This is a genomic window from Thermococcus sp. 101 C5 (assembly GCF_009372125.1).
GTDB classification, from domain to species: Archaea; Methanobacteriota_B; Thermococci; order Thermococcales; family Thermococcaceae; genus Thermococcus_A; species Thermococcus_A bergensis.
The window spans coordinates 16,185-41,618 of record NZ_WHIZ01000002.1; the positions used below are offsets into that span (position 1 = coordinate 16,185).

19 protein-coding genes are annotated in these 25,434 nt (G+C 45.5%); 12 read left to right on the forward strand and 7 right to left on the reverse strand.

Features of this window, described 5'->3' with window-relative positions; genetic code table 11:
* Positions 1 to 3 precede the first annotated feature (3 nt).
* A complete protein-coding gene (locus GBV73_RS00455; RefSeq protein WP_152878690.1) occupies positions 4 to 4,128 on the reverse strand; it encodes an LAGLIDADG family homing endonuclease in 4,125 nt (1,374 codons plus the stop codon).
* 184 nt (positions 4,129 to 4,312) lie between these two features.
* Here GBV73_RS00455 and GBV73_RS00460 point away from each other — a divergent pair, with 184 nt between their 5' ends.
* The 7 genes from GBV73_RS00460 (at position 4,313) to GBV73_RS00490 (ending at position 9,347) form a co-directional block, all read left to right on the forward strand.
* Positions 4,313 to 5,500, forward strand: coding sequence for a glycine C-acetyltransferase (locus tag GBV73_RS00460; RefSeq protein ID WP_152878691.1), 1,188 nt, complete (start codon positions 4,313 to 4,315; stop codon positions 5,498 to 5,500).
* 271 nt (positions 5,501 to 5,771) lie between these two features.
* Complete coding sequence (locus GBV73_RS00465) at positions 5,772 to 6,446, forward strand: DUF835 domain-containing protein (RefSeq protein WP_042698793.1); 675 nt, start codon at positions 5,772 to 5,774, stop codon at positions 6,444 to 6,446.
* A gap of 229 nt (positions 6,447 to 6,675) precedes the next feature.
* Complete coding sequence (locus tag GBV73_RS00470) at positions 6,676 to 7,314, forward strand: hypothetical protein (protein WP_152878692.1); 639 nt, start codon at positions 6,676 to 6,678, stop codon at positions 7,312 to 7,314.
* A 3-nt stretch (positions 7,315 to 7,317) separates the two neighbouring features.
* Positions 7,318 to 8,121, forward strand: coding sequence for a hypothetical protein (locus GBV73_RS00475; RefSeq protein WP_042698776.1), 804 nt, complete (start codon positions 7,318 to 7,320; stop codon positions 8,119 to 8,121).
* Between the two features lie 55 nt (positions 8,122 to 8,176).
* Complete coding sequence (locus tag GBV73_RS00480) at positions 8,177 to 8,509, forward strand: hypothetical protein (RefSeq protein ID WP_042698773.1); 333 nt, start codon at positions 8,177 to 8,179, stop codon at positions 8,507 to 8,509.
* Positions 8,510 to 8,563: 54 nt separating this feature from the next.
* A complete protein-coding gene (locus tag GBV73_RS00485; protein ID WP_042698770.1) occupies positions 8,564 to 8,902 on the forward strand; it encodes a hypothetical protein in 339 nt (112 codons plus the stop codon).
* The gene (locus tag GBV73_RS00490) at positions 8,886 to 9,347 is read left to right on the forward strand and encodes a hypothetical protein (protein ID WP_042698766.1); all 462 of its coding nucleotides are present in this window, start codon (positions 8,886 to 8,888) and stop codon (positions 9,345 to 9,347) included. Before GBV73_RS00485 ends, GBV73_RS00490 begins: the two co-directional genes overlap by 17 nt.
* On the opposite strand, the gene endA is transcribed toward GBV73_RS00490, so the two are convergent.
* From endA to GBV73_RS00505, 3 genes are read right to left on the reverse strand one after another with little or no spacing between them, the layout of a single operon-like run.
* Positions 9,344 to 9,856, reverse strand: a complete 513-nt coding sequence (gene endA / locus GBV73_RS00495; protein WP_152878693.1) for a tRNA-intron lyase — start codon at positions 9,854 to 9,856, stop codon at positions 9,344 to 9,346. The two genes, GBV73_RS00490 and endA, sit on opposite strands and share 4 nt — an antisense overlap.
* Positions 9,853 to 10,362 carry a ribosomal protein S18-alanine N-acetyltransferase gene (gene rimI, locus GBV73_RS00500; protein WP_152878694.1) on the reverse strand — a complete coding sequence of 170 codons (510 nt, stop codon included), beginning with the start codon at positions 10,360 to 10,362 and terminating at the stop codon, positions 9,853 to 9,855. The genes endA and rimI overlap by 4 nt, the downstream gene beginning before the upstream one ends.
* A gap of 51 nt (positions 10,363 to 10,413) precedes the next feature.
* A complete protein-coding gene (locus GBV73_RS00505; protein WP_371716954.1) occupies positions 10,414 to 11,658 on the reverse strand; it encodes an alpha-amylase family glycosyl hydrolase in 1,245 nt (414 codons plus the stop codon).
* 227 nt (positions 11,659 to 11,885) lie between these two features.
* Here GBV73_RS00505 and herA point away from each other — a divergent pair, with 227 nt between their 5' ends.
* From herA to nurA, 4 genes are read left to right on the forward strand one after another with little or no spacing between them, the layout of a single operon-like run.
* Positions 11,886 to 13,619 carry a DNA double-strand break repair helicase HerA gene (gene herA, locus GBV73_RS00510; RefSeq protein ID WP_152878696.1) on the forward strand — a complete coding sequence of 578 codons (1,734 nt, stop codon included), beginning with the start codon at positions 11,886 to 11,888 and terminating at the stop codon, positions 13,617 to 13,619.
* Positions 13,609 to 14,937: a DNA double-strand break repair protein Mre11 gene (mre11, locus tag GBV73_RS00515; RefSeq protein WP_152878697.1), complete on the forward strand. Its 1,329-nt coding sequence runs from the start codon at positions 13,609 to 13,611 to the stop codon at positions 14,935 to 14,937. Before herA ends, mre11 begins: the two co-directional genes overlap by 11 nt.
* A gap of 6 nt (positions 14,938 to 14,943) precedes the next feature.
* Positions 14,944 to 17,598, forward strand: a complete 2,655-nt coding sequence (rad50, locus tag GBV73_RS00520) for a DNA double-strand break repair ATPase Rad50 (RefSeq protein ID WP_152878698.1) — start codon at positions 14,944 to 14,946, stop codon at positions 17,596 to 17,598.
* Complete coding sequence (gene nurA / locus GBV73_RS00525) at positions 17,599 to 18,921, forward strand: DNA double-strand break repair nuclease NurA (RefSeq protein ID WP_152878699.1); 1,323 nt, start codon at positions 17,599 to 17,601, stop codon at positions 18,919 to 18,921.
* On the opposite strand, the gene tgtA is transcribed toward nurA, so the two are convergent.
* Positions 18,922 to 20,658: a tRNA guanosine(15) transglycosylase TgtA gene (tgtA, locus tag GBV73_RS00530; protein ID WP_152878713.1), complete on the reverse strand. Its 1,737-nt coding sequence runs from the start codon at positions 20,656 to 20,658 to the stop codon at positions 18,922 to 18,924.
* 51 nt (positions 20,659 to 20,709) lie between these two features.
* Positions 20,710 to 21,768: a glycosyltransferase family 2 protein gene (locus GBV73_RS00535; protein ID WP_152878700.1), complete on the reverse strand. Its 1,059-nt coding sequence runs from the start codon at positions 21,766 to 21,768 to the stop codon at positions 20,710 to 20,712.
* Between the two features lie 93 nt (positions 21,769 to 21,861).
* On the opposite strand from GBV73_RS00535, the gene GBV73_RS00540 reads away from it, so the two are divergent.
* Positions 21,862 to 22,158: a hypothetical protein gene (locus GBV73_RS00540; protein WP_042698737.1), complete on the forward strand. Its 297-nt coding sequence runs from the start codon at positions 21,862 to 21,864 to the stop codon at positions 22,156 to 22,158.
* Here the strand turns inward: GBV73_RS00540 and lonB are convergent.
* The gene (gene lonB / locus GBV73_RS00545; protein ID WP_152878714.1) at positions 22,155 to 25,409 is read right to left on the reverse strand and encodes an ATP-dependent protease LonB; all 3,255 of its coding nucleotides are present in this window, start codon (positions 25,407 to 25,409) and stop codon (positions 22,155 to 22,157) included. The genes GBV73_RS00540 and lonB overlap by 4 nt on opposite strands.
* Between the last annotated feature and the right edge of the window lie 25 nt (positions 25,410 to 25,434).

A 25,434-nucleotide genomic window follows, 5' to 3' on the forward strand; every position in this document is an offset into this window, starting at 1 on the left:
CACCTAATCCTTGCCGAGCAGTGTAAACTGGGCTAAGAGGGCTTCAAGTTGAATCATTTCGTTGGCCCCCTCAACAAGCCTGAAGTCGTATTCACCAATTTTATCTGCCAAGGCAACCTTTTTTGGCTCGCTTATTGGAAGGTTAAACACCTCTTTGTGCATCTGAATCAAAACGTCTTCTCCGCTCAAACCCTGCTTTAGGAGTATCTCTCTGAGCTTGTCCCTAGCTTTGAGGAAGTTGCCCTCCAGAGCTAAAAGCATCATTTCCCTGACATCCTCCGGCCTTGCCCTGCTTGCAACCAAAAATACGTTTTCATCGGTTATCTTTGTGTCAAGAGCAGCAGCGGCCTGTAGAACGTTTATAGCCCTTCTCAGGTCGCCTTCGGCAACGTAGAGTATTGCCTGAAGACCTTCCTCAGTCAGCTCAAGCCCCTCGTTCTCGGCTATATACTTTAGTCTCTTTGCGATATCCTCATCCCTTAATGGCCTAAAGCGGAAGATAGCACATCTGGACTGTATGGGCTCGATGATCTTGGATGAGTAATTGCAGTTGTGGCTTACAAGGCCGTTTGATATGAAGCTGTGGTCGGAGGCACAGGTGACATCATAGACGTCCAGGTAGCCAAGTTCCTCCTTTTTAATGACCTTTTCTACAACATAGTCTCCGGTAACACGTTCCCTCCTGAAGTCCTCGAAAGTCATGAAATCCCTCGTTAAACCGATTGGAACTCCATTTAGCCTGTTGACGACAAAGTCTCTCTTAACTCCAAGCAACTTGGCAGCCTGTGTCGGATTGGTTTTCGCGGCAAGCTCCACAGCCTTTTCCGCAATCTGCGGAAGGATTATCTCCTTGTAGGTCAGCTTCATCCTCAAGTACTCTCCAACCAGCCTGGCATATTTGTCTTTGACGTAAGCGTAGCCGACTCTCGTTAAAAACTTCAGGTAGTTGGCGTCGTTTGGCGTAACAACAAGTCTCACAATGAACCTGTCGCCGATTGGGGTTACTATCACCTTTGAGTCCACCTCAAACTCTCTAAGGAGCTCGGCAAGGTCGTTGAAGAACTCGGTCGTCTCTTCGAGGCTCTCACTGCTCGTGCGCATTTCAAGCTTTATTCCATTGAAGTTGTACTTCCCGGGTGAGGGCTTTGTTCCATCGGCAGCGAAGAGACCTCTAAGGAACTCCCTCTTGACGAAGAGGTTGCCCTTCCTTATCCACTCTGGAACGCGGTAACCTTTCTTCGTCTTGTTTCCTGCCTCAACGCCCCAGAAGCGCATGAGGGCGTGGAAGGTCCTGTTGTCCACGTAGAGCATGTGTATCTTGCCTTTTACCTTTCTCCCGCCTATCTCCGACGAAGACTCGCGCTCTATTATCTCCGAAGGCTTTAGGCCGAGCCTTCTGAGGTCCTCCGCCAGTGCCTCAAGCTCTTCCCTTGAGGAGTTGAACCATATCCTTGTGTTGCTCTCGGCAAGGTGTCCATCACCAAGCAGGAAACCCAAAACCCTCGCGAGAATTCCGGCTCTTTCGTCGTCATATCTTACCAGCCATCTCTTCTTGAGCTCACGAAGTAAGTTATAAGCCGGACCATCGAGTTCGCCGGCAAGGAGCCGCTTCACGGCTGTGTAGCTTATCTTTATCCCGAACTCTTTCTCAAGGATTCTCTTGACATCAGCAGCATTCCTCAGAGAAACTCCATCGCGGAGCTTTCTTACGAACTGCCTCTTGCCTTCCATTCTCCTTTCAACATAGCCCTTCTCCTCCAAATTCTTAAGGAGCTGATTCAGCCTCACTCTCGAGAGCCCGACCTTTTTTTGGATCTCCTCCCGAGATGTCCACTCGGTTGAAATCTCCTGGAGGATTTCAGCTTCTCTTTCCGTTAAGCCCTTCTCCATCTCCGCCTTCAGTTCAAGCGCTCTCGCAAGGATTTTCTCTTTATCCTTGGTTGTCAGCTCGCGGAAATTCCTGGCCTCTCCAAGGGGCTTCCTTCCCCTCTCAAGCTCTAGCTTGTTGGCGAACTCATAGAAATCCCTGAGGTCAACAATCGGCTCTGGATTGACCTCGTAGGGAGTACCTTCCAAGGTGGGCCTCACGAGGACTTCACTCCCCTCCTTAAGGTCATATGTCTGAACCCAGCCTGCAGGAGTTAAAAACATATGGTCGCCCGTTGCCTCTATTACTCTTCCGCTTTCGAGAGTCAACCTAAAGACCGGATGACCGATTATCTTAGAGTTGAAAGCAACCGCCGCTATCACTGTGTCCCTTCCATTCCTATTGGACACCTCTCTCACTAGACCCTTTTCGTAAAACTTGAGGAAGTCCTTAATTTTTACTTCCCTCTCGTCTGGAGTGTATATCCTAGTGTCACCTGTGACACAGCTGAGAATGAAACGAACGTTGCTAGAAAACATCTCCATGGTTCTCCTCAAGGCTTGCTGGGCATCTTGGGTTAAAGCGTCGGCCTCATCAAGGAAGATTATCTTAAAGCTTGCACCTCCTATAGGCTTTGTTCTCGCAAACTCCTTTACCTTCTCCCTAATGACGTTTATGCCGCGCTCGTCCGAGTTGTGGAGGAGAACCGGTATCTCACCAGCGAAGAACATCTCGTTGCCCGGAACACTTACATCATATACGAAGTCGTTGTACTCAACAAGCTCGACCTTTTTAACCACCAATGCGTGGAGGTCAGTGCCCGCTAACTTCTTCAGCGTTTCAAGGACTTTCTTGCCTCTGGTGTCAAGCCTTGTCTCATCCACCATTGGGAGGATTTTCTTCAGGGTCTCCTTTCTCACGCGCTTCTTGCCCTCGTAGAGCTGGTGCCTCAGTTCATAGCGCCAGTTTCCGTCTATGGCGTGCTCTATGGACTTTAGCATCTTAACTACCGGCTCAGCTGGGAGGAGCTCTGCCTTGCTCCACTTCATGCCACCCTTCCAGATAAGCCTCGCCTCTCTGTCAAAGACGCTCGCCTCAATTCCGGAAATCCTCGCCAGCCAGACCGTGTCTATGAGCAAATCCCTTGAAACCGAGGAGATCCTTACAACTCCGCCCCACTCCCCGGTTCCGTCGCCGTCGGCGAGTCCCCTGAGGAAGGCTATCCTCTCGTGAACCGGGAACTCAAACACAAAGCCGGGAATCCTCTTGTTCTCTGCCCTCCTTCCGTTGCCATCGTAGAAGTTCTCGTCAAAGAACTTGGCCAGCTGGGTGCTCAGGAACCTGATCTGGTATGCGCTCTTCTTTGAGCGGTCAAAGCCTGAGGAGGTGTAGTTCTCGTAGAGGCTGACGCCCAGCCCCTCGGCGAACTCCCTGACGCGGTTTATCAGCTCCCTCTCGTGGCTCCCGAGGGTGTAGATGATCTGACCTGAAGTGTTCCCCTTAAAGCCAACTGCCCCCTCGGCCGCGTATAGGCCGAGCATGTAGGATAGCTCCTCACCAACCGGAAGCGCCTCAAATGTTCTCGTTCTCGCGCTCTCCTTGATTCCATATTCTCTCATGTCTAGGACGTCGAGGAAGCCCTCCAAGTTCGCCGTGAAGCTTAGAACGATAGACCCCTCGCTCAGCTCGCTTGCCTTCACCGTTTCAAGCCCGTTCTCCGTGAGCACCATAACCGAGTGGTTGCCGGTCAGTTCAAGCTTTCCACCGCCCTCAAGGTGGACGCGAAGTATGACCGGAACGCGGTGGCGGATTATTTTCCTAACCTTCGCCCATCTGACACGGTAGCTCTCGTCAACGGTGAGTACTTCGAGGTTCGAGGCATCTTTGTAGGAGACATCGCCGTCGCTTTCGTCGAAGTAAAGCCTGTCCAGCTCGGCAAAAGTGGTCCTGAGGATTCTTCCGTTGATTCTCACCAGTATCGGCGTGTCTTTGGAGACGGAGGCATTTAGCTCGAGGAAATTATGCCTCCAGTGCTCCCCAAATAACTCTCTGGCTAAACAAAGAGCACTTGTCGTTTTTCCCGTTCCGGGTGGGCCTGCAAAGAGAAGATGCGGCATCGAGCCGGTTTTAACATAGTGCTTAAGCCTCTTCACTATGTGATCTTGCCCTACAATGTCGTCAAGCCTCTCAGGCCTATACTTCTCAACCCACGGTTTTTCAAGAATTTTAACTTCCTTAACCTCTTTTACTTCTTCAGCCATTGCAACCACCTGTTATCGTGACCTAAACACTCTATAATCACCAGAATATTTAAACTCTTTGGAATCTCTCAAAGAATTCCCAAAACTTCCCCACCTCTCAAGGAAACTTGCTCTCTGTTGTTCATTTAAATTCATGAAAAACTTTTATAGGACAAAAATGTGAATATTATATTCGGTGTTGTCTATGGCAAAGCTTGACTGGATTACTGAAGAACTTAATGAACTTAAAGAAAAAGGCCTTTACGTCAGAATTAGAGTTCTCCAGAGTGCCCAGGGCCCTTGGGTGATTGTTGATGGGAAGAAAGTTCTAAACATGTGTTCCAACAACTATCTTGGCTTAGCAGCACATCCGAAAATTAAAGAAGCCGCTATAAGGGCCATTCTCGACTACGGTGTTGGAGCTGGAGCCGTTAGAACCATAGCCGGAACAATGGAGCTTCACGTCGAGCTTGAGGAAAAACTTGCCAAGTTCAAGAAGAGAGAAGCCGCCATTCTCTTCCAGAGCGGATATAATGCAAATCTCGGAGCTATCAGTGCTCTCATAAAGAAGGGAGAAGATGGTGTTTTTGTTAGCGAGGAATTAAACCACGCGAGCATTATCGATGGCATGAGGTTAAGCGGGGCCGAGAAAGTTATTTACAAGCACCTCGACATGGAAGACCTCAAAAAGAGGCTCGAAGAAGTGAAAGACAAGAAAAAGAAGCTTATTGTCACTGATGGTGTATTCAGCATGGACGGTGACCTTGCCCCACTCCCGGAGATCGTGGAATTAGCGGAACAGTACGATGCTATGGTATACGTTGATGATGCCCACGGTGAAGGTGTTCTGGGAGAGCACGGGAGGGGTATAGTGGATCACTTCAAACTGCACGACAGAGTGGACTTTGAAATGGGAACTCTGAGCAAGGCATTCGGTGTCATCGGTGGCTACGTTGCAGGGCCGGAGGAAGCAATAGAGTACTTAAAGCAAAGGGGAAGGCCATTCCTGTTCTCATCCGCCTTGAATCCGCCCGACGTTGCTGCCGCTATTGCCGCGGTTGAGATTCTCCAACATAGCGATGAGCTCGTTAAAAAGCTCTGGGACAACACCCACTTCCTCCAAAAGGGACTTAGAGACATTGGCTATGACTTAGGAAACACCAAGCACCCAATTACACCGGTAATGCTATATGACGAAAAGCTAGCCCAAGAGTTCTCAAGAAGACTCTACGATGAATACAACATCTTCGCCCAGGCAATAGTTTATCCGACAGTCCCATTGGGCACAGCGAGAATAAGGCTTGAGCCCTCAGCAGCCCACAGCAAGGAAGACCTGCAGTACGTCATAGATGCCTTCGAAGACCTCGGAAAGAAGACCGGGTTCCTGAAGTGAAGAATTTTGAACACTTTTTTGTCTTTTGTTCTGTTTTTATACGTCGATTTAGATTAACGGTCAGCAGAAGAGCTTATATACTCCAATCACAAATTACTTATTTGGGTGTAAGACGTGGCAGTCGACATTATACACATTGTCCTTGCAGGGATTGCCCCTCCTGGCGCTGCTCATTATAACCCTGCTTAGCCTGTATTATAGACGCCAATTTATCTCCCACTATCCGCAGTTTTCCCGCTCGTACGATTTAATAACCCTCGGTTTTTCACTCGTGACTCTGGCAAAGGTTATTTTTCTACCCCTCGACCTCAACGATGCCGGGTTCATCCACATAGAGCAGAGTACGGAAAGGTTCCTCGGCACTATTGGGAACTTCCTCCTCTTCATAGGGCTCTTTCCTCTGATTTTTGGCTGGGCAGGTATGATATCGTCCATAACAAGGAAGTACGAGCTCGTTCCTGTTGTGGAAATAGAAGGCGAACCCGAGGAGATGTCCCCTGGGGTGTATATTATCCCCTCTGGTTCAGGCCTCAACCTTCTGTCAAGGCTTATTAAGGGCCGTGCTCCCCTGATAATCACACGTACGCAGCCAGATAGTGTGAGGAAGACCCTTAACCTTGAAGAGGTTCCGATTTTGTGGCTCACAGCCGCTGAATGCAGCGATGACTGTGTTAACCCCCGAAGGCTTGAATATCTGCTCCACACCCTGATCAATTTCATGAAGAGAAACGATACTCCCAAGCTGATATATCTCGATGGCCTTGAGTACCTAATCCTCGAGAACGAATTTGTTCCAGAATTCAAGTTCCTTTCAACACTAAAGGACTACGCCGTTATAAATAACACTGTGATCCTAGTGCCCGTCGAGAAGGCTTCTCTCAATGAGAGGGAGTGGAACCTGCTGAGGAGGGAGTTTAAATGCTTTGAGAGAGAAAGGGCAGAGTAACCGTTAGAAATTCCACTCATAATTACTTTAATTTCCCCGCAATGTTGCATTGAGAACATGTTCGATTGCATCCTCGTGCAACTCCTTTACTCGGGCTTCTTTTGATTCGTTCTAAACGAAAAACGCAACTCAGAATTAATTCAATAATCGAAAAAAAGGAACAACACTTACTTTTAGTAAAAGGAAAAAATTATAAATATAATGCAAAAACTGCAAGGGGGTGAACCTCGTGAAGTGGAAGCTCCTGTTCGCAGTCCTGCTGGGACTGCTGATGGTTGGAGTGACAGCAGGAAGCGCGATGGCAACTCCAAGTATCCCAAGAGACATTGAACCTCAGTCAGTAACTCCTGGAGCCGCTCTAGAAGCTTATCTCACTGGAAATGGCATTCAGAATAGCCGCATAATACACTTGATATTCTTCGCATACAAACATTATAAAGTGGAGCATGGAAGCAAACTCTCAATGGTGATTGGCATTGGAAAGTTACCAATAGGAGGGTATCGGGTTTGGATAGGAACCCCGAGTGGGGTTACAGTGTATCCGAACGAGGTAGACTGGATGTGGAACGAGGCTAGATATGAAGGGACAACAAAGAAATGGGGCAAAACATTCCATAAATTCAAGATTGAAAACAGTGGTTGGACCATGTCTTCCTTTAAAGTCCCAATGAAGTTCTCAAAAGGAAAAGGAGAAAGCTACGGTATACTAATACTTGGAGCAAACACTTACGATGAAATCGACACATTTCTAGGCAACCTCGGAGGTACCCTCTTAGGACGTCTATTGGCAGGATCTATAGGGGGCATTATAGGCCTCTTAGGGGCTTCTGGTATCAGTTATGACTACATAAAAGTTACTGAGGTGTGACCTGTGGGGAGCAGGAAACTTGAGGCCATCGCTTCGTTTCAAGCGCTTCTTTTACTTATTTTTGGTACCCCACCTCTAATCAAGAAACTCCCTAGTTCTACCCTGTTTCCAGCAATTTTAGTGGTAGGACTTCTATTAGTTGATAGAAGCAAGAAAGCCTTTAATGAGTACCTTCGCGATCTGATTAAACAAGAAAGAAAAACAAATGTTGCAACCTTATACAACGCTGCAACTTTTTCTTTAGTGATGTTAGGCCTCCTCTCACTCTCACTCGCATCGATTGCTAGTAAAGAGGGCTATTCGAGAACCACCATAAGTTTCATGATCTTGCTCATGTTATACACGTTTCAAGTGTTTTATTCCCCTCTCACTTTTTCCAGAATCGTTAACATTGCCGTTTCCCTCTATGCCCCCCACGTGCTCGCTCTTGAGCTTGCCGGATTTTATGAAATGCCCATAATTTTGATAATAAGCGCAATTTTCAGGGTTTTCCTCTGGGTGCTTGCAATCACTCTAGCGCTCCGCATTTTCAAACTGAACGAACAAGGAACAGACCTCTTGCCATCCCTGTTTCCCCTCATATACGCTGGATGGATAATAACAATGATCCGACTTGTTGACTACTTCTATCTCTCCCTATATTTCCGGAATGTAATTGAGAGCCTTATTCTCATATCTGCCTGGATGATATCGTTTTATCTCCTTGGAAAGAGACTCAAGCCCTACACCGGCAGCAGGGCCTACCTGATCTCTTTCAGTGTTGGAGGAGTTTTGTTCGTATTGGTGCCACCTCCAATGACTATGTAACATAACCCCAACAAGAATGTAAACCGGATCTGCCCAACCTCTGGAGGTGCCGAGAATGAAGTTTTATGGGTCAGGAAGGATTAGAGGGGAAATGTTACGTATTTTGGTTCTTATATTCTTTTTAACTGGCTTTTTGATTTCGTTTGATCCGGCTACCGCAATAATAGGAGTCATAACAGCTTTCATACTCACATTTGAACATCAGAAAGCTAAAAACAAAAATAAGATCAAAGATGCGATTTTCTCGCTTATTGGACTAACACTTGGAATTACTAGTGGAGTGGAAATTTATGGGACAGAGAAGTACCTTTCTAACTGGCACTCCTTGTGGTGGATACCAGTTCTCTGGGCAATTGCCACACTAGTGGAGATATTAATCCCAAAGTAGGATTCGAGTTGGAAACCTAAGAGTGGCAGTAACCAGTAGTGGAAGGTGGAGTGGATGAGGGTAAGAGCATTGATGTTTCTAGCTGAGGGAGTTTTAGCCACACTTCATCCGTGGCTTGCTGCTCTCATCTTAATTGGAAACTGGATAGCCAAGCCCAGAATGAAATACTACTCCAGAAGGAAAACAAGCCTTCTGTTCTTGGCGGGGATGCCTGTTGGGTTCATGCTTGGTTATGGACTCTTTAAGGAACATCTCCAGTTGTGGTGGAGCTATAAGGATGGCTTATTCAGGACAATTGCAGGAACCAAGAATCCAGTTTGGATTCTCATAATACTGGTAGGACTTGGAATCTGGGGAATTCTCAGGGGGTCTAGAGATGAGGGGAAAGATTAAATGGATACTGGCCCTTTGGATACTGGGCGAAGTAATATGCTCATACCAGTTAGTCGGTTTTTATCACATGCTCAGGATTTTTAACGTTTCCATATCCCGCCTGTGGTTACCTCTACTTGTTAACGGACTTAGATTTACCTTGCAATCCCTAATCTTACTTGGAACCTTAGCTCTGATCTTAAAGAAAACACCTTCCCTTGAACTTTACACGATTTACTCCGCTCCCCTCCTTATTGTAGGACTCGCCAGTGCAGTGCTTCGATTGAGCATTCCTTCAAAGATAGGACTTAGAACCCCTTTAGAACAACTATCGCTGTTTGTGGGGTTTATTCTTCTCATTGTTGGATTAATAAGGTATTATTCCAAAAATTTGGATACAAAGAAAAGAAAATTGATTGCCTATATCACCATACCCATCCTAGCTGGGGAGATAAAGGCAGACTAAAATTTTATTCTGCCTATGTGATAATAAACCACGTCATTGTCCTCATCGACCACCGCCAGAACCATCTTTTTTCTAACCCCATGGGCAACCCTAACCCTAGCGGTTAAGTCGTTTGGGTACATCTTCTGGTTCTCACTTACAACCCAGATTAGCCAGTCCGCATGCTCCTCCATTCCTTTGCGGTACACTCTAAAGTGAGAACCGTATTTGAGAGCTGTCTTCACAGTGTAGCCCCTATTCCTAAGATCCCTGTAAACCAAAAACTTTAGATCAAAGTGCTCATCTTTTTTTCTTCCAATTTCGAAAAGCTCTTGAACGCTGAGCTCTTTTTCACCGTCAAAAACTTTAATCCACCCTTTATCCAGTAGATAAGCGGCTTCAATGAGAGAGAGGAAAAGCTTGCCGTTTACGACTTCCCCGTAATGCCTTTTGTTGTAGAGCTTGTTTATCGCACTTTCCATCATGCTGAAAACCCTATCTCCGCTGAGGTAAAATTTGAACTCACTCAACTTCTGCCCCCCCAAGCGTCTGGTGTTAGAACCATGTAATAGGCATCCTCACCATCGGAGTAGTAGCCTTTTATAATTTTCATCTTCTTAAAGCCCAGCTTTTCGTAGAGCCTAATTGCCCTCTCGTTGCTGACCCTGACTTCAAGTCCTATATACCTAGCTCCCTTCCTCAGCAGCCTGTCTATCACAACTTCCATAAGGGCCTTACCAATCCCATTTCCTCTGTAAAGCGGGTCAACGGCTATGCTCATTATATGTCCTTCCAGATCTGGTCTTAGATATCCCATTACGTATCCTACTATCCGCCCGTTGTATTCTGCAACGAGAAACGTGTCCGGATTTGCCTCCAGAAACATCAGAAACAGGCCCCTCGGGTATTGCTCCCTAAAAGACTGCCTCTCAATACGCATAATCTCACTTAAGTCAAAAAGAGTGGCGGGTCTTATCGTAACGAGGCTTAGGGGAATTTTTCTGGGGATGGAAGTATCTCTTGAAGAGAGGCTCATAGTTGAAATATTCGCCCAGTGGTTTTTAATCTTATTGATTTAAAAAGAATATCAAAGAGAGATTATTATCGGCTCAAAAGGCACCTCTATCTTCCCATCTTTGCTTTCAACCTTTCTACCTGTCAGAAGGTCTATTCCCTTAACTTCAATCTCTATCTCTCCGATTTTGCCCTCCAAGTTGAAGATTCCAACCGCATTTTTGCACTCTACAACCGCAACTCCTTCCTTTGCCAAATACACCCTTTGACTGTTGCAGTCAATTGACTTTTTAATCTCGATTAGTTTCTTGATAAAAGATGAAAACTCCTCATTCCCCTCTTCCCAGGGAATAGGGTCCTTTTCAAAGAGGCTCGGCTGCTTTTCGATGGCATACTCCTGACCTGCATATATCAGTGTAGCCCCCTTGAGCATAAACGTAAATGCCGTCCAGTTCTTTAGGCGGAGCTCATCTCTAAATATCTTTGCTGCCCTCGGCAAATCGTGGTTCTCCAGAAACCTGAGCTTAACGTAATCCGCAGGATACAGCGTATCCTGAACGTAGAGGTAGTCTACATAGCTCGATAGGGTTCTTTCTCCCTGAAGGTATCCCTCCAGCACTTCCCTCCCATCGTAGTCGTAGGTGATTTCAAATACCCGATGCATCTCAACATCCGAGTGGACTCTAAACCCCCTCTCCCGCAGCCACCTAACAAAAGAAGGATGTACCGTCTCAGCCAGCCAAATGAGGTTGGGATTAACCTCAGCAACTTCTTTTTTGGCTGTCTCCCAGAATTCCAAGGGAACGAGAGGAGCAACGTCGCACCTAAACCCATCTACATACCTGGCCCAGAACTTCAGGGTTTCTATTTGATATTTCCAGAGCTCTTTGTTGGAGTAATCAAGGTCGTAAACATCACTCCAGTCCGGAACCTTTCTTGAAGGCTTGCCATCAACTGTATAGAACCATTCGGGGTGCTCTTCCAAAAGCTTTGAATCTCGCGAGGTGTGGTTGTATACAATGTCTATCATGACCTTAAGCCCAAGCTTATGAGCTTTCTCAACAAATTCTTTAAAATCTTCAAGCGTTCCCAGCTCAGGATTTATTGCCCGATAATCCCTTATAGCATAGGGAGAGCCAAGAGAACCCTTCCTGCCTTCTTCCCCTATTGGATATATGGGCATCAGCCAAACAAAGTCCACACCGAGGGATTTTATCCTCTCCAAATCCTCAGCTAACGCCCTTAGGGTTCCCTCTTCAGTGTGGTTTCTCGGGAAGACCTCATATATAACGAGCCTTCTCAACTTTTTAGCCTGCACCTGTATCACCAAGAGTGATTATGCTGAGGAACTAAAATAATTTTTGGAAAAACTTAAAAAATGAGGGGAGGATGTTAAAGAGAAGTGATGAGCGCTTCCGATCCTGAGGGCAGGATGATGACCGGATTCCTGTCTGATCTTCTATTTTGTGTCTTTTCTTATCCTACTACTCCGAAGATTAAGTTTATAACCAGCCTGGAGGTAGTTAATTAAATGAAGGTGGTACAATGAAAATAGCGGAAGAGGCCGTGGGTATTGTTAAAGGTGAGGCAAGCGTTATAGGGTACGATTTTTCTGCTCATCCAGAGGTAAACTTGCAGTTTGGAGAGTTCGTTGTTGCCCAAAACAGGAATGGAGAGTGGGTTATCGGCACAATCAGAAAGCTCCAAAACATAAATTGGCTCCTCATAAGTGGAAAAAGCACATATCAATCTCTTCAGCTTGATTTGGAGCAATACGGAGAGAGCATTGAGGACAATGAAGAAGTTATCGCTAGCGTAAGGGTGCTGGGCAAACTCAATTTTAACGGCGAGAGAATTGATGTTTTACCAAACAGAGTCCCAATCCCCAATGGAAGAACTGTTTATAGGCTAAGCGACGAAGTCCTCAAGGCAATATACAACCCCGGAGAGGGATACATCAACGTGGGAACTCTCCTCCTAAGGGAAAACGTGCCAATATATCTGAACGCTGACGAGCTTGTATCAAGGCATTTTGCCGTTTTGGCAGTTACCGGAGCAGGTAAGTCAAACACCGTTGCAGTGATGATAAGCCAGATCGTCGAAAAGCTCAGGGGGACGGTAGTTGTCCTAGACCCGCACGGAGATTACGTAAAGCTGAAGCTTCCAGACACTGGGAAGAAATACGTCAAGATAATAGATGCCAAAATAAGACCTGAAGAAATGGATAGTGAAGAGCTGGCAGACCTGATAGAAGTCGCAAAAAACGCCACCATACAGAGAGAATTTCTAGCTAAAGCATGGGAAACAATCAAATACGAAAATCCAAACTTGGGTGGGAGAGAACTTATCGAAAAGCTCATGGAGACGATAAACGACTGGATCAGAAATAAAGCGGCAATTTACTGGGATGAAGGAAAAAAGGACTATCTAACGGAAGAACTCAAATCAGATAGGGTAGAGACGTTAAGGGGAGTTGTTTTAAGGCTTAGGAGATTTTTGAGAAATTATGGGGGATTATTAACCAGTGAGGACTTAATATCCCAAATTGAGCCTGGAAAGGCAAACGTTATCGACCTCGGGCCCTTAGACGAGGGCCAAATGAAAGTCGTTGTCGGAAAACTGCTCCAGGGAATATTTGAGGCAAGAGTAGACTATGAAAAAGCCAGAAAGACTCTTGAACGCATAGAAGAAGAGCTAAGAGAAAGCAGGGCTGCGAAAACATCAAAACTCGAAGAAGAAATCGAAGAGCTCAAAGAACTTATGAAGAGCATCGAAAAGAAAAGTAAAGCACTTGCTGAGCCAATACTCATGATAGTGGAGGAGGCACACATCTTTGCCCCGCAAGGAGAACACAATGATGCCGTGAGGGTTTTGAGCAGAATTGCCAGGGAGGGAAGAAAGTTTGGAGTTGGGCTTGGAATAGTATCCCAAAGACCAAACAAACTTAATGAAGACGTCTTAAGCCAGACAAACACCAAGATAATCCTGAGGATTGTAAACCCAAGAGACCAAGAGTATGTCCTAAAGGCAAGCGAGCAGTTGAGCAACGACTTGCTAGCTGACATAGCCTCCCTCGGAAAAGGAGAGGCAGTTATAGTTGGCCAAGCAATAGCCCTTCCAGCGCTTGTTAAGATTTACAACTTCAAAGAAAAGGGCGGCGATTATGGAGGAGAGGACATAGGAGTTGTATCAAGATGGCGTAAAAGAGCAGAAGAAGAGAAGAGAGAGGAAGAAATTCAGCAGGCTTATGAAGATGAGGGGATAGAGTATGACCTTTAAATTTGCCCACATTGCAGATGTACATCTTGGGTTTGAGCAGTACAGACTGCCCTACAGAGCCGAGGAGTTTAGAAAAACCTTTGAGACTGCAATAAAAAAGGCAGTTGAGGAAAAAGTGGACTTTATACTTATTGCGGGAGACCTCTTTCACCGCAGCAACCCAAGCCCCCAGACAATAAAGGAAGCCATAGACATCCTTTCGATCCCAAAAGAAGAAGGAATTCCGGTTTTTGCAATTGAAGGAAACCACGACAGAACCCAAAAGAGGATTTCCGCATACAATCTTCTAGAATCCCTGGGGTTGATGTACGTTCTCGGCTTCAGCGAGGAGAAGAAAGAAAACAAGTATCAGACCACAGAGAAAGCCAATGGAAAGCTAATCGTCAAAGGGGTCTTCGAAAAAGGGAACAAAAGCCTAGAGATTTATGGGTTGAAGTTCATGAGTGCTGCATGGTTTGAGAGAAACAAGCTGAGCGAGTACTTTAAGCCAAGCGGAGACGCTGTGCTTATGCTCCACCAGGGGATAAAGGAAATGATGGACAGCCTGAGACTGGAAACGCAGAGGGACTACTTCGAGATAACCCTCGAAGACCTGCCAGAGGGCTTTCTTTACTACGCAATGGGGCACATACACAAAAAGTGGCAGACAAACAAAGGATTAGGTGTAGTTGCTTATCCCGGTTCATTGGAGAGGTGGGACTTTGGGGACTACGAAATAAGATACAGGTGGAACGGAGAGACTTTTGTTCCCCAAGCCGGAGAGGACAAGGGATTTCTGATAGTTGAAGATTTCAAACCAAGGTTTGTAAAACTCGACGTTAGGCCTTTCTACGATGTTAAAATTAAAGCTGACGAAAGGGCTGCAAGGCAGGAGCTCAAAAAGCTGAGCACAAAGATACCAAAGGAAGCTTTCTTGAGGGTGGACATTGAATGGGAGAGGCCTTTTGACGTGTCTTTTCTCCACGAAATCTTCGAAGTTGAATACCTCCACATAAGAACGAAGTTCAAACGACCATCCTTCAGGCCAACCCAAACCACAGATCTAAGAGGGTTCTTTAATCCCCTAGAGCTCAAAATACTCGAACTTGTTGGCGAGAAGGAATTTGAAGCTTTTGAAGAAGTTATCGAGCTCTTCTTAAGAGGCTCTATACCTGAGAAAGAATCTACGCCCAACAAAGAAGAGAGAAAAGAGGAAGTTAAAGAAAAGGTTGTTATGAAACAAGAAGAGGGGGAAAAGAAGCCTGAAGAGAAGAAAATCAAGAAGATAAAAAAGCCACCAGAGAAGAAATCGGACTTATTGTCCTGGCTCAAAGGGTGAGAGGAAATGAGGATTGAGAAAATAATAGTGAGAGATTTCCGCTCACATGAGTTCACAAAGGTAACGTTTACACCCGGGATAAACCTGATAATAGGACAAAACGGTTCTGGAAAAAGTTCCCTCCTCGATGCGATACTCGTCGGGCTTTACTGGCCCACAAAGCCCAAAGACCTCAAGAAGGAAGACATCCTCAGGGTGAACGGAAAAAGCACAGAAATAACGGTATTCTTTGAAAAAGATAATGTACGATACCAGCTCCACAGGAACATAACCAGAGGCATAGCTTTCGTCAAGTATCAAGACGGTGATGAGTGGCATTATGCAACTGAAGCCGGTCAGCAGCCCGTGAGGAACTGGATGGAAAAAATGATTCCCTATGATGTATTTGTGAATGCAATATACATAAGGCAAGGCGAAATCGACGCAATTTTAGAGAGTGATGAGAGCAGAGAAAAAGTCGTTAGAAAAGTTCTTGGGTTGGACAAATATGAAAACGCGTACAACAACCTCCTCGAAGTCAGAAAAGCTATAGACCGGAAGATTAACGCAATTGAGGAGTACCTTACAGCAATGAGGAACATTGACGAAATAATAGAGCAAACACAAAAGAACTTGACCGAGGTAATAAAGAGAATAAACGAGATTTTCCCCAAAATCCCGAAACTGAGAGAAAATGCTGAGAAGATAAAGGAGAGACTCTACCAACTTGACGATCTTTTGGAACAGCTCAATAAAGTAAAAGAAGAGAGAAATGAACTCGAAAAGACTCTCAAAGGGGTAGCAACGAGAATAAATGCACTGCTTGAATCAATAGATGAGAGGAAAAAGAAAATAGAAGAGCTAAGGAAGAAGCTGGAAAAGCTCGAAGAAATTAAACCCCAAGCCAAGAGGTACAAAGAGCTCGAAAAGTTCCAGAGAGAATACAGTGAAGTAAAAGCAAGAATTGAAAAAGAGCTTAAAGGCTACGAAGGAAAGCTTTCTCAGATAGAAGAAAGACTCAAAGAGCTCTTGCAGAAAGAAAAAGAGCTGAAAGAGCTTGAAGAAAAAATTGGCGGGATAGAAGAAAAGCTTGAAAGCCTGAAGCAGTCTGCAAAAGAATACGAAGAAGCCACGAGAATCAAGAAGACAATAGAGACCCTAAAGAATAGATTATCCCTTAGCGAGGAGGACATTAAAGTTCTCAAAGACGAGATAGAAGAGGCAAAGAGAAGAAGAGACGAAATCCGCGATAGGCTGGAAAAAATTGGGGAAGAAAAAGGAAAACTCAGGAGCCTTTCTGAACAGAGAGACAAAGCAATAGCAGAACTAATGAAAGCCGAAGGAAAGTGTCCTGTCTGCGGTGCCGAGCTTACAGACAAACACAGAAAAGAGCTTATCGCAAGTTACAGAGCAGAAATCGGCGAATACAAAGCAAAGATGAGGGAGCTCGAAGAAGAAGAAAAGAAGCTCAGAGCCGAGCTCGTAAGCATTGAAAAGACTTTGAACAAAGAACGCATAGTGATAGAAAACGAAGGAATATTGAAACAGATAAAAGAACACGAGGAAAAACTGGCACAGTTCAACATCAACGAGCTTGAGAAAAAGGCCAAAGAGTACGAAGAACTCTCAAGGGAGAAAAACCAGCTTGAAGGCAAGCTCAAGGGGATTGTTGAAGAGCTCAAAAAGAAGCCGGTGTTCAAAAGAATGAAGATAAGCATAGAGGGCAAGATAGAAAACGCCAAAAGAGAGCTTCAGGGATATGAGAACAAACTCAAGGAACTTGGGTTTGAAAATGAGAGCGAACTTAAAGTAGAGCTCGAAAAATTGAGACCCCTCTACGAGGAGTACCTCAAACTTTTGGACGTTAAAGAAGAACTTGAGAAAGAAGAAGAACGCCTTAGCAGAGAAGAAAAAGAATTAAAGGTTCTGGAAAAGCAAAAACACAAACTTGAAGCACAGCTTTCACTGCTGGAGGAGAGAGTTGCTGAGCTCGAGAAAAAGTACAACAAAGAAGAGCACGAAAAGCTGAGAAGAGAATATGTTGAGGCAAGAGAAGCCCTAACGAAGGCAGAAACTGAGCTTGAAAACCTCGAAAAAAGAAAAGAGGAGTTGAGCAAAAACCTAGAGAGCCTCCAGAAGGAGAGGGAAAACGTTAAGAACAAGAAAAAAGAGCTTGAAGAGCTGAAAAAAGCCAGAGAAAAAGTTCAAGAGCTCAGAGAAAAGGTCAGGGTATTTAAAAACCTCCTTAAGGAAGATGCACTTGCAAAAGTTGGAGAATACGCGAGCGAAATATTTGAGGAACTAACAGAAGAGAAGTACTCTGGAATAACTGTGAAGGCAAAAGAGAACAAAGTTGTTCTTGGGGTTATATACGATGGAAAAGAAAGGGAGCTTTCATTCTTGAGCGGTGGTGAGAGAATAGCCCTCGGTCTGGCGTTTAGATTGGCTCTATCCCTCTACCTTGCGGGAGAGATTCCCCTCCTCATAATGGATGAGCCGACACCTTATCTCGACGAGGAGAGGAGAAGAAGGCTCGTGGACATAATGGAGCGATATCTGAGGAAAATCCCCCAGGTAATAATAGTTTCGCACGACGAGGAGCTCAAGGATGCCGCAGATAGAGTGGTGAGAGTCAGGCTTGAAAACGGCACTTCGAGAGTAGAAGAAGTAGAGGTGGGATGAATGTACCGCCTCATTTCCAAATATCAAGCAGACAAAATCCTCCAGATGCTCAAAGGAGAACTCAAAGAAGTTGAAGGAGCCCTAAAGGGCAGAGTAGATTGGAGACCTCTCCCCGAAAAAAAGGAGAGCAAAGTTTATGCTGTTGATGGAAGTCAAGGAAAGGCAAGGCTGAGTGGAACAATAATTTATACAGTTGCCTCTTTTGCCTTTGGAAACGGTAAAAGTGCTCGGCTGGTCTATACAAATGCTATGACATACAACCATGGAATTTCCGACCAGATAATAAGACTTCAAATGGAGACTTTAGAAAACAAGCTCGGGGCGCTAGTAGGGAATGAGGAGCATATGATTTTGATGGACGGAACGCTCACCGGTTCATTAACAAGACCTCCCGTTTATCCCGAGAGCGTTAAGGGCATAACAACCCTTCTTGATACGTTAGAGAAAGGCAAACCAGAAGAGCTCATAAAGGACTTCATGGAGAGGCTCGATGAGCACTATCTCGATTTAGAAAAGCGCCTTGCTGAGGAAAGGGAGCTCTACAGTGGAGTTATACTCGCGGACGAGGTTATAGATGAATACTCGGAGTTCTACAAAGCAATGGAAGGCAAAGAGATTGTAAACTACGACGGTGCCCTAAAGAGGTTGAGGGATGCGCTAAAAGCCGAGATTCCCAGAAGTGAGATAATAAAAATTGCCGAAGAGCTGGATGAATACAGTGAGCCAAAGACATTAACCCTTGAAGAGGCAAGAAACACCATTCATGTTGTCCTAGGCTATCTGGAGTACCTCTACTCACTAGAGAAGCTCCTCCAAAGGGAGCTAATCTACATCGCAAAGAGCTTCTACAACAGGAAAATCACGTCAAAACTGGGCATAGATCTCCTTGACGTGCCGTTTATCGATGCATATCTTGTCAAAACGCATGGCGAAGAACTTCCCGGTTACTGTGTAATATACGACCCGGAAAGGGCTGAAGAAAAAAAGAAAATAGCCCACCGTCTGCCGAGGATTTTGAGGAAATACTTCCCCACCGTCCAGAGGTTCATAGAAACGGGAGTTCCCTCAGCGTATATAAGAACCATGAAGGGGGGCATCATATACCTGCTCCAATCCAACACCTCAATCAACGATGAGCTGATAGCAAAATTGCTGTGGCACGAGAGCAACGGCTATATAAGACCGCTCCAGAGAGCCCACGAAGGGGTAAAAATTGAACAAAAAGCCTTCAGAGCTGAGCTTGAAGCCCTCATGAACTATCTGAAAAAGAAAGACAAGGAGCTGAGGGTTTTCATAAAATATGGAAGGTCTCCGCTCGAGTGATCACTCAACTCCCCTTCTAACTTTTACCGCAAGGCCCTGCTGAAATATCTTAAGTTCTTTGCCGTTTAACAGGCTTTGTCCGGTTGCCAAAAGCTCGTCGTTCTTATTCACCACAAGAACTTCGTCGTATGGCTTTATAGACTCGTCTGCATCAATCACGAACTTCGCAAAGACGTTCTTCCCCTTTCTTGCAAAGGGCTCCGCGTCTTCATTAACAACAACCCTTTTCATTGGATAGGGGAGAAGCTTGTGCAGTCTTCTTGCTCCTTCGATTCCAAGGGTCAAAAGACCGTCTTCCGCTCTAAAAGTTGCCACGTGCTTGCCTCCAGCTTTTATCTGTCTTGGCATTCCGGTCTTTCTTGAGAGCTCGACAAAAATATCTCTAAAGGCTTCACTCGCTCCTTCGCCAAACTGATATTCAGCAACAGCCTGAACGTAAAGCTTCGCTTCCTCCTTTGAGGGCTTCTCTATTGTGAAGTCCTCCTCCCCCTCGCTCTGGGCAAACGGGAAAGTTAAGCTCAGGTATTTTGGAATTTCGCCAAAAATGGGATGGCTGATTGTCTCCGGGAACTTCCCTTTTACCCTTTCAGCTCTTTGCTTTGCCCTCAAAACTACGGGAGTTTTCATGATCTCCTCACTAACCTTGAAAAAGGCAGAGGCCTTTGTTATCGGCTCGTTCTCCTCGAGGTAGTCCTTGTATTCAAGCAGCCTTTTGTAAGCGGCAAACATTTTTGGGTGAGACCTTGAACGCTCATCAACTAGCTGCCAGAGGGTTCCCTCTTTTATTGCCTGCTTCACCCGGTTTAACTCCTCTCTAATGACCCATAGGTTGTGAAGGGCTAGAAGCCTCGTTCTCTCTTCCTTTGGCATCTCGCGCAGCTCTTGCGGTGTATGGCGAGAACAAACAGGGCATGAGCATGGGAAATACTCAAGCTCTTCAAGCCTCTTGGTTCCTTCAGGTGTCATGTAACGGTCGTCTTTAGCGTAAAGGGCGTAGCTTGCCGAATCAAAGAGGTCAATTCCCATCGCAACTGCCAGAGCAAATACCATCGGATGCCCAGCGCCGAAGAGGTGAACAGGTCTGTCCGGTCTTAGCCCAATTTTTGAGGCTATTACAACATCAACCAAATCCCTATAGCGGTAGCCCTCCATTAAAGGTACCACGGCACCAATCGGATGAATCTCAAAGTTCATTTCGCTTAATTTTCTAGCGGCGTAGGTTCTCAGGTCGGGATATGTTGAGCCCTGAACGGTGGCATTCATGGGTATGCTCTTTATGCTCTCAGCCTCTTTTGCTCTCTCGAGTGTTATCTTAAGGTCCTCTTCAGCTTTCTCCCTTGGAGCATCTGGAATTGTTGGGATGTCAAGAAACGTCCCTATGTCAACGCCTATCTTGTGCTGGAACTCTATAATCTCTCTATTGGTAACCTCTACTCCACCATATCTCATAAGTTGGAAGCTTCCGGAATCGACCTCTATTATGCCATCGTAGCCCAAAAGCCTGTGAATACCATTTTCAAGGGCTTTCTCTCTCAGCTCTTCGTCTTTGTAAATTATGTAGGAGTTCGTGATTATAATGTCAAAGCCCATTTCTTTGAGCTCTTTAGGAGTCACTATGAGCTGCTTAGGGTTAACTACGGGCATAATAGCTGGAGTTTCGAGCTTTTTCCCGTTAACTTCAATTTTTCCTATTCTTCCCGCAGCATCTCGCGCTTTTATCTCGAATTTGAAGTCCATTTTCCTCACCACAGAGAATTCAGAATTTGAGTTTAAAAACCTAAGGAGACTTCAGCGCAAACTTTGCAAAATTCCCAGCAGCGTCCGGAGATAGCCATAGAGGTGGAGAGAAAGATAAAACAGAGCCCAGAACCACAGAAATACTGGAAAGAGAAGGGCATTTAGGAGAGAACCTCCCTCAACAACCGTAGGGATAAGAAGGGTAAGCACCTCATAACTTAAGAACAGCAAGAATAAATCAAAGTTTCCCTTTAAGAGCAGTGCAACCGGAACTACTACATCGAGAAGAGCAATAAAGTCGCCCAAGATCAGGAAAAAGAGCTCTTTCTCCAGCCCTCCTCCAAGATGCTTTAAATCACCCAGAAACCATTTCCTCCTCTGCCTCCAAAGTTGTTGGAGTGTTTTTGGCATTTTTGTGTAGACTTTTGCCCTCGGAGCGTAGAGAACCTTCCCAAGTTTCTTGAGCTCTTTTGTTGTTGCGTAGTCCTCAACTTCACTCTCGACAAACCCACCAATCCGCTCCAAGGCTTCTCTTCTGAAGGCCGAGATTGGGCCGGGAGCAACGCTTAGGTCTTCAAGCTCCTTAGCCCGTCTGAACATAGCAATTCTGAGATGCTCAACGTCCTGAGCTCTCTCCAAGAAAGAGCTTCCCAAGACCCTCACTTGCCCCCCAACCCCAACAACGTCCATAGAATAAAACCTCTCTACCAGAGATTTCAACGCGTTTGGCGAAAGGATAGAGTCCGCATCGGTGGTAACTATTATTTCACCCTTTGCTTTTGAGAGTCCGAAGTTAAGCGCTTTTGCCTTTCCTTCATGGGCCTTTCTAAAAACTCTCAGCCTCAGGTCTTTCAAAGAGAGGGCCCTCTCGAACGTGTCATCTTCACTGCCATCATCAATAACGATAACCTCAAAATCAGGATAATCCTGAGAGAGAGCCGACTTTATGGAGTCCACTATGTTCTCTCCCTCATTGTAGGCGGGTATCAATACGCTTACAAAAGGGGCAGAGTTTCCGGTTTTATAAGGCTTAACTAGACTAAGGAGGTAGTTAACGAAAAAATAACTATCCCAGAGGAGGATTATAGCTAAGAGCATCTCAAGCAGCATGACCTAAATTCTACTTTTGGCTTTTAACTTTTTCAATAGCCGGGCTGTAGAAATCCATAAAAGCACTCCCCCGAAATAGAAACTGGTGGTAGTATGATCATTTCAAAACCATGCACAACCATGAAGGGAATGATAGTTCAGCCCTATTCGTGGGACAAAGAGGTCACGATTGATTTAAAAAGGACTGCAGAATGCCTAAAAGATAAAGGCTACGAGGTAAAAAGCGTTATTCCCAAAATGATGGCGATAGCGGTAATAGACGGCTACGAAACGAGCATATATCCCAGTGGAAAAATAATCATAAAAGAGCTCACCGACATCGAAGCAAGCAAGGAAATAGCAAAAAAGATAATAGAATGTGCAGGGCTGTCTGAGCTTCTTGAGGATTAAGCAAATGGCAGGGCTTCCCTGATTTTCTTTATCAGTTCATCTTTCTTTTCTGAGTCCTCGAGGGCTATCTGAAGAACTTCATCAATTCTCTCAACAGGGATTATTTCGATCTTTTCTGCCTTGTCAGGGCTTAGGAAAACGTCGTTCTCGTTTGCCTTTGGAATTATGACCTGCTTTATTCCGGCTTCAATTGCAGCTTCTATCTTTGGTGTGACTCCTCCCACGGGTAAAACCTCTCCCCTGACGCTCAGCGAACCGGTCATGGCAACACTCTGCTTTACGGGAATTCCTTCAAGAGCTGAAATGACTGCTGTCGCAACGCTTATGCTTGCGCTGTCACCTTCAACACCTTCGTATGTTTGCAGGAACTGAACGTGAATGTCGTAGCGGCTTATGTCTTCTCCCTTGTAGCGCTTTATTATAGCTGACACGTTTTGGACGGCTTCCTTTGCTATCTCCCCAAGCTTACCTGTCACTAGTATCTTACCTTCTTCTTTGCTCGCAGCAGGAGCGACCACAGCTTCAATCGGCAACACAATACCGCTCTGTTCCCCTATAACTGCAAGGCCATTTACCCTTCCAATCTCTCCGCCCTCGGTCTTAATAACCTGGTACTCCTTCTTTCTCTCTATGTACCAATCTGCCAGCTGCTTTTCGAGTGGCTTGGCTAGCTGTAACGCCTTTAGTACGTGCTCTCTGGTAACGTATTTAGCTCCTTCCCTAACCGCTATGTCTCCAGCAGCCCTTACTACACCTCCAAGATCCCTAAGCCTCAAGGTAAGATGGCCTTTCCTGCCAGCTCTCTTCTGAGCTTCCCTAATTATCTCCTCAACGGCATCCCTGGTGAAGTGAGGTATTCTGCCGTCTTTCGCAACTTCCTGTGCAACAAAACGCACGAGCTTTCTTCTGTTTTCAATTGTATCGGGCATTGTGGTTCTCATGTATATTTCGTAACCATAACCCCTTATTCTCGAACGGAGAGCAGGATGCATCTTATCAACCGTGTCGAGGTTTCCTGCTGCAACCAAGATGAAGTCACATGGTACAGGCTCTGTTCTCACCATAGCACCGCTTGAGAGCTCGCTCTGGCCCGTTATTGGGAACTTCTTCTCCTGCATGGCAGTGAGAAGGCTTTGCTGCATCTTCAAGCTAAGGGTGGCTACCTCATCTATGAATAGCACACCCTTGTGTGCTCTGTGAATCATTCCGGGCTCAACTCTTTCATGGGCTGGAGTGCCGAGACCTCCAGAGTTCTTAACAAATAGACCATTGGCAAGTAGATTTCCTGTCTCTGTAGTTACGTTGTAAGTAACCTCTACTTCCTCCCAGCTTTCGATGAAGTGCCTTCTCTGTCCCCTTTTAATCTTTTCAAAACGCTCCTTGAGCTCTCCAAACCTTTCGGCAAGGCTTGATTCTGGAACAGCCGCTAGGTATTTCTCGACTTCTCTAAGGAACTTTTCTCTCTTTGCTGGAGAAAGGCTTATCGGAATGAACTCAAGGAAGTTGAGTACATTGTCTACGGACTGGGACAATATAAGCCTCACCTTGTGTTTACCTCTCGCTTCATCCACTCTGACTTTCGCTTTAATCCCAAAGAAGCTTAGATACCACGCTATTTCCTCAAAGAATGGGAGCTTCTTTTCAAGCTCATCGGTAAGCTGGACTATTTCAAGACTTCCATTGAATTTTATGCCGTCTTTGTAACGAGCAAACCTCGGTACACTACCATCGCCGCTATAGAAACCATCCATGAAGGCGAGGAAGATTGATGGCTTAAGCTTGATCCACCACGGAAGCTCAAACTTGACTTTGGTCTTATTGCCAGCTGGTGCACCAAGTGCAACAAAGAACCTTATAATTTTTCTGTCCCATGTTCTAAAAAGAATGCTCTTCCCTCTGCTCTCACGGTTCTCTTTAATCTCGTAATCGAAATCTCCAAAGAGCTCGCCAAGTGTTTTCACAAAAAGCTCAATGGCTTCCTTTTCGCTCGAAACAAAGCTCAAAGTATTGAGGTTTTTATCGATGCTTCCATCGCTAAAGAGAGCACCCAAAATCCTTGCTATCTTCTCGAGTCTGCTGTCTTCACTGTTTAATGGAAGTAAGTTGAGCTTTTCAAGCTCCTCTATCATTTTGAGTGAGTTTGGCTTTGCTCCCTGAGCCCACCAGCGAAGTGTACTTTCCTTGATGCCAAGCTCCTTTGCAGCTTTCTTGTAACCATTACCAGTTTTTTCGTGATACTCCTTCCAGCGGAGGTAAGCTTTGAGTTTGTCTTCCTCATTATAGGTTTTAGCAACATCAAACTTGTCGAGGACTGTAATGGGTACCCTTATTATTTCGTCATCCTTGGTTATCTCTCCAGCTTCTTTAAGACCTCTTTCCGTGTACACTTTGTGTTCAGAGGTTAATGCAAGCCAGTAATCCTTTTCAAGGTTTACTATTTTTCTAAGCTTTTGCTTTCCTTCCCTTCTATTGACATAGAGGAGCTTTACAAATCCATCCTTTGTGAGTATTTTTACGTCCTCTCCCTGAAGATCCTTATAAACCACCCTAATCTTTCCGTCCATTCCTTCTCCAGAGGGCTCTTTGAGGGCACTATCAACGAACTCCCTAAGTTTGAACACTCTTTTCTCTTTGCCTTTTTCAATTACAATGCTTTCTTCGCCGCTAAAACATTGGAACGGGTCATGTCTAACGTCTCCAAGCAGGGCTCCAGCATGAGCTCCAGTTGCATCAACGAATGGAGCCTTAGTTCTTCCACAATTGTCAACAAGAAGCTTTGGTACCAAAACTTGATTCCTAAGCCTCATGTTTGATAAAGCCATCAAAGACACAATAAGCACAAAGACTCCGAACAGCAGAGTTTGGGCTGAGCGGTCCAGAAGAACCGCAATCATTACCACGAAAAGCACAAAAAGCAGCAGATATGACTTTATGTTCTCTTGCTCCTTTGCCTTCTGCCTGTAGCGCTCCACTATTTGTCTGCCCTGACATGCCGGAACTGTCTTTATCTTGGGCATATTTTCGTCTTCTGGATTTGGAAAGACGAGGATGTCCTCTAGATTTTCAGTTGGGAGGAGTTCTGCCATGGCCTGGCCCAACATGGATTTACCTGTACCGGGCTCACCTATTAACAGCACGTGCCTTTTTTGTTTCGCTGCGGTTTTTATTACCTCAACAGCATGATCTTGACCGATAACTTGGTCTATTAACTTTTCAGGGACTTTAATTTCCTCAGTAGTCTGGAAATCCATCCCCAATTCAAGCTCTTCACCATAG